Source organism: Rhodopirellula sp. JB055, assembly GCF_043100905.1.
Taxonomy (GTDB): domain Bacteria; phylum Planctomycetota; class Planctomycetia; order Pirellulales; family Pirellulaceae; genus Rhodopirellula.
In genome coordinates this window covers 1-5330 of sequence record NZ_JBICHO010000413.1, presented here as the reverse complement: position 1 = coordinate 5330, position 5330 = coordinate 1, and the positions used below count along the sequence as shown (strand labels likewise).

5 protein-coding genes and 1 pseudogene are annotated in these 5330 nt (G+C 56.2%); 1 reads left to right on the top strand and 5 read right to left on the bottom strand.

Features of this window, described 5'->3' with window-relative positions; all coding sequences use genetic code 11:
• From ACF8AM_RS16160 to ACF8AM_RS16150, 3 genes and pseudogenes are all read right to left on the bottom strand, one after another.
• Window positions 1–1738 (bottom strand): annotated as a pseudogene (locus ACF8AM_RS16160) (efflux RND transporter permease subunit); the annotation flags it as partial.
• 299 nt (window positions 1739–2037) lie between these two features.
• Window positions 2038–2505: a MarR family winged helix-turn-helix transcriptional regulator gene (locus ACF8AM_RS16155; protein ID WP_392556624.1), complete on the bottom strand. Its 468-nt coding sequence runs from the start codon at window positions 2503–2505 to the stop codon at window positions 2038–2040.
• Window positions 2495–2929, bottom strand: a complete 435-nt coding sequence (locus tag ACF8AM_RS16150) for a hypothetical protein (protein WP_392556626.1) — start codon at window positions 2927–2929, stop codon at window positions 2495–2497. The genes ACF8AM_RS16155 and ACF8AM_RS16150 overlap by 11 nt, the downstream gene beginning before the upstream one ends.
• Before the next feature lie 447 nt (window positions 2930–3376).
• Here ACF8AM_RS16150 and ACF8AM_RS16145 point away from each other — a divergent pair, with 447 nt between their 5' ends.
• Complete coding sequence (locus tag ACF8AM_RS16145) at window positions 3377–4369, top strand: HAD family hydrolase (protein ID WP_392556625.1); 993 nt, start codon at window positions 3377–3379, stop codon at window positions 4367–4369.
• 197 nt (window positions 4370–4566) lie between these two features.
• On the opposite strand, the gene ACF8AM_RS16140 is transcribed toward ACF8AM_RS16145, so the two are convergent.
• Both ACF8AM_RS16140 and ACF8AM_RS16135 read right to left on the bottom strand, forming a co-directional pair.
• A complete protein-coding gene (locus tag ACF8AM_RS16140) occupies window positions 4567–4722 on the bottom strand; it encodes a hypothetical protein (protein WP_392556623.1) in 156 nt (51 codons plus the stop codon).
• Between the two features lie 198 nt (window positions 4723–4920).
• The gene (locus ACF8AM_RS16135; protein ID WP_392556622.1) at window positions 4921–5157 is read right to left on the bottom strand and encodes a hypothetical protein; all 237 of its coding nucleotides are present in this window, start codon (window positions 5155–5157) and stop codon (window positions 4921–4923) included.
• Window positions 5158–5330 lie beyond the last annotated feature (173 nt).

Below are 5330 nucleotides of genomic sequence, written 5' to 3'. Positions count from 1 at the left end.
ATGAACGCTTCGATCAGACTGACCGCCAGCACCAGGATCAACACCATCGGGATGACTTGCAGCACTTTCCCGATGAAACCCGCCAGCGACGCGAGCGGACCGAGCACGCAGATCGTGGTCAGGAACGATGAAACGACACCGCCGGCAACCTCTTTGACGCCATCGACCGCGGCCTGCATCGCCGGTTTGCCCATGCCAAGATGCCGGGCAATGTTTTCGGAAATGACGATCCCGTCGTCCATCAAGATTCCCGTCGCCAACAGCATTGCCGTCAACGTGATCATGTTGATGGTCAGCCCAGCATCGGCATCAAGAACAACGCGCCAAGGAACGATACCGGCAGGCTCATCACCACCCAGAACGACATCCGCAGGTTGAAGAACATCCATAACGTGAAGAAAACCAGGATGATCCCCTGCACCGCGTTCTTCAGAACCAACTGCAAGCGATCGCTGATCAGTGTCGACATGTCGTTGACGACGGCGATGTTCACGTTCGGTTGCCGTTGGCGTTCGGCTTCCAAGAATTCGTTGACCGCCGTGGTCACGCGGATCGCGTCTTGCGTTTTCGTTTTTTCGATTCGCAATACACCGGCCCGCTCGTTGCCCAGCAAGCTTTTGACTTCTTCGTCTTCGAACAAATCGACGACTTGGCCGAGATCACGCAAGCGAATCTCTGCTCCGCCACGCGTGCCTTTGATAATCAGGTCCTCGAGCTCCTCCGGCGTGCGACGCTGTTCCACAAAACGCAGCAGGACTTCGTTGTCGCGTGTTTCCAACGCACCGGCCGGAATGTCGATGCCTTGCCGTGCGATGACTCGGGCCACGTCGGCCGCGGTCAAGTTGTAACGTCGCAGCGCTTCTTCGGACAGCTCGACGCGAAGCTGGCGATCGGAAAATCCACTCAGTTCGACCAGGGATACTTGCGGCACCTGTTGCAAACGGTCCTTTAGGTTTTCGCAGTAAATCTTCAAGTCACCCGTTGGCATCGGGCCGGTGACCAGCAAGACCATCACCGCTTCGGTGCGTCCGAGTTGCGTGATGACGGGATCTTCGACGTCGACCGGAAACTCCGTGATCGCTTCGACTTCGACCAAATCGATGTTGTAGGCCTCGAATAGAGTCTGGCCCGTGCCGACGTACTGGTCGACGTCCAACGTGACCGTGCCCAATCGGCAGTGAAACGGAGCACGGATCTCGGTGTGCTTGAGGTCCAATTTCGCTTGAGCCAGTTGTGCTTGCTTGAGTGCCAGGTTGGCTTCTTGACTTTGTTTGCGTGCGGGCAACAAGTTCAACGCACTGGTTTGGTCCTGCAGGCGTTGCTGCTGAGTAAAGATCGACCGTTGTTGTGTGTCCAATTCTGATTGTGACGTGGCACTTCGCGATGCCAGTTGTCGCAAGCGTTCCATTTCACGCTGAGTCACATTCAGCGCTTCGCGTTCGATCGCTATTGACGCTTTCAAGTTCTCTTCGGTTCGTATCAGTTCGTCGATCAACGCTTTGGCTTGTTCGATCTCGGCTTCCAGTTGAGCGACCGCGTACTCGTATTCGGTCGGATCGATCCTGAGCAGCAACTGATCTTTGTTGACGAACGAACCCGATTCTAGCTCCGGATGGACTTCCACAATTCGGCCGTCCACCTCCGCCACGGCTTGCCAAGTTTGTCCCGGTGTTGCTGTACCGTATCCGACAACACGTGGGACGACGTTGACCACGGGAACATCGATCACACGCAGCATTCGCGATGCTTCGTCGGCGACCTCCCGTTGCGGTTGCGGACGGTTCCCCACGATCCAGATCGCGATGAAGATGCCCGCGACCAACGGCGGAATGAACAGTGACCGCATGCCAAATCGCGTGAGCGTTTGCATGATCTTGGATCGAGTTTTTTCAGCCAACGCGAGTCTCCATCATTCGGGCATCCATCGAGTCACCAAACGCAATGGGATGGATCCGATTGGCCAGGCGGGGTGAGGCAGAAAAATCGCAAGAACACCACTTGGGTGCAGCGAAGGGAAGGTCGTTCCGGGCCACTTGATCAGTCTTTCAATGCATGGTCTTTCAATGCATGGTTCGCGAGGTTGGATTGCATCTTCTGAAGCACCTTCTGTATCTCGGCCACCTGCGTTTTGGTGATGCCTTGCAGGGCGCTTTTGCGAAGCTCATCGAGCAATGGCAGCACGGTTTGCAGTTGTTGTTCACCGCGAGCGGTCAAACCGACCATCACGATCCGAGCGTCCTTGGGCGAGACACTTCGCTCGATGAATTTGCGTTCGACCAGTCGATCCAACTGCCGCTTGACGGTTGTCGGATCACGGACCATTTTCGCCGCCAAATCACTCATGCTCAGCGGTTCGCCGACATCGGCCAGCGTGACCAGGGCCTGAGTCTCTTCCGGTGTAAAAGGCCAATCGGCCTGCTTGAGCACCGCGGCCATCCGGGTTCGCATCAAATAAGCGACCCGACCGATCGCGAATCCCGGAGTCGATTCGCTGTCAAAGTGCATTCGCGGCCTCCGATGCACCTTCGGCCTCACGGGACGTCGCGTTCTTCGGGAGCGATGGTCCTTGGAATAGCGGGCGGTACCAATCGAAGTAGCAATAGATCAGCACCGCACAGGCGGCAAAGTCGGGAATCCCGATGGCCAGGAATTGATGGGCGAAGAACGTCACGTACAGCAGAATGTTGAAGGCATACGGTAGCGACATCAAAACAGCCAGCGGGGCCGTTCGCGGCACGAACATCAACGCGCCGGTGACCGTTTTGAACAAACCGACCCAAAAAATCAGATAGCCTGTTTGTTCCAACGCGATCATGAATCGTCCGACCTCGTCCGGCGTTTTGTCCACCGGATAGCCCCGCATGGCGAAGCTCATCGTCATGATCCCGGTGCCAAACAGGAACAGAGCGAATAACAGGCGAACGACCATCGCAAGTCGCGGCCATCGAATGCGGCGGGTTTCTGGTTGAATCACCTGAATCAGTCTCCGCAGTTGGAAGAAGGAAGCATCGGCTCGTCACTCATCACGTTCAAGCTCCGACTTGCCGTTACCTGCAATGTACAGGCACTTGCGGGCGAGTCAACTGTTTGGTTGCACCCCGCATCCGAATTGGGATCTCGTGGACCGCAGAAGTATGCAGTCGCCGTCCCGACGGTTTATGCTTTATGGCAAGTCTCCCAGGAGCGATATGACTTGTTCATAACCAGCTTCACTGCGAAAACCTGGGTGATGATTCTGTTCAGCAAGGCAGCCAGTGAGTTGCTGCAGGTCTACAGGGAAAACCCACCGCGTCAACTCGAGAGTGAAACACGCACCGGCCCAGTGACGATCGAGCGGTTCCGCAAGGTCGACTTATCTTTCAACGAAAACGAAATCATGAAAACCAATTGTTGTGCCTTCCTCTTCGCTTATCTCGCGGCGATGCTGACCAATTCGTCCATCGCGGTGGCGGACGATCCTCTTCCTTCGTGGAACGAAACGGCCGCCAAGCAATCGATTGTGGCTTTCGTCGAGAAGGTCACCCAACCAGGGTCGCCGGACTTCGTTCCTACCGATGAACGGGTCGCGACGTTTGACAACGACGGCACGCTGTGGAGCGAACAACCGTACTACTTCCAACTCGCGTTTGCACTCGACCGGGTCAAAGCAATGGCACCGGATCACCCCGAGTGGAAAACCCAGCAACCCTTTCAGGGTGTTTTGGAAGGCGACCTGAAAGCAGTCATGGCTGGCGGCAAAAAGTCATTGATCGAGATCGTTGCCACCACGCACGCCGGCATGACCGCGGACGAGTTCGAGCAGATTGTCACCGAATGGATCTCCACCGCGAAGCATCCCAAGACCGGGCGTCTGTACAAGGAAATGGTTTATCAGCCGATGCTGGAATTGCTCGCGTACTTGCGAGCCAACGACTTCAAAACGTTCATCGTTTCGGGCGGCGGCATCGAGTTCATGCGTCCATGGACGGAAGCGACCTACGGCATCCCGCCGGAACAGGTTGTCGGCAGCAGCATCCAGACACGCTATGAAGTTCGCGATGGAAAACCGGTGATCGTTCGCTTGCCGGAAGTTGATTTCATCGACGACAAAGAAGGCAAGCCAATCGGCATTCATTCCCACATCGGCCGCCGCCCCGTTTTCGCGGCAGGCAACTCCGACGGTGATTGGGCAATGCTGCAGTACACAACGATCGCTCGATCACCGAGTTTCGGTTTGATCGTGCACCATACCGACGCAGATCGGGAATGGGCATACGATCGCGAATCGCACATCGGCCAACTCGACAAAGCCCTCGACGATGCCGAGCAGAAAGGCTGGACGATCGTGGATATGAAGCAGGACTGGAAAGTCATCTATCCGGCGAAGTAATGGCTCAGCGCGGACCCGTTCGCTGGCTGCCCGCTATCCCAAACGGGATTCTTATGGGAGTCGACCTGGGTTGGCGGCGGCAACAAGCAGCGGGCGTCTGCCATTGCCGCAAGGTGCCGTCCACCTTTCGACTGCACTCACTCGCACCAGGCCCGTTACAGCCATTGCCGGAGTCATCGGGGCCCAGAAACGGGCGATCATTCTTTGATCAAACGCAACAACTCATCGGTGCTCATCTTGCCGCTGCGGTCGGTGCCCTCGAGCAAACTGTCGGCCAAATCTCGTTTGGTGGCGTGCAGTTCCAAGATCTTTTCTTCGATTGTTCCGGCCAACACCATCCGATAGATCGTCACCGGGCGTTGCTGACCAATGCGTTGGGCGCGGTCAGACGCTCGGTCTTCCGCCGCGGAGGAAACGAAAGGAGGAGGGGGAGAAAGCGATGAATCAACCCAATTGCCCGAAGAACCCTAAAGAAATGCTGGGTAACGGTCGGTCGCCACAAAGCATTATTTCGTATTGAGGACCGAGCCGAAGATCTGTTCTCCATTGCGTCATTCTTCTTGCACCCAAATCAGTGAGCCGCCCCAGACTCGGGAGCCGCCGACTTTGTTGTCATTCAGAACGACGACTGACAGACGTGCCGAATCAGGTTTATGTGGGCTGTGGATATTCGCCCATCCCTGCCAGAGGTTCTGGGCGATCTGCAACCGAATTTGATATGGTTGGTAGTGCCATCCATTGCTCACGGTGACAATCACTTCATCGCCCTTTGATCGAACGCCGGTCACCAACGCTTGCGTTGGGTCAGCAACCGCAAGGATCGTCGCAAAGAGTTCGAGTTCCTCAGCGGCGTGTTTCTTTGCCGGATTAAAATTTTCGGCGTTGGGTTTAGCGGCGGCTTCGAGTAGCAGAGTCTCGGGCGCCCCGATTAGACGCGTATCCGCGGCGATTAGTTATTGTT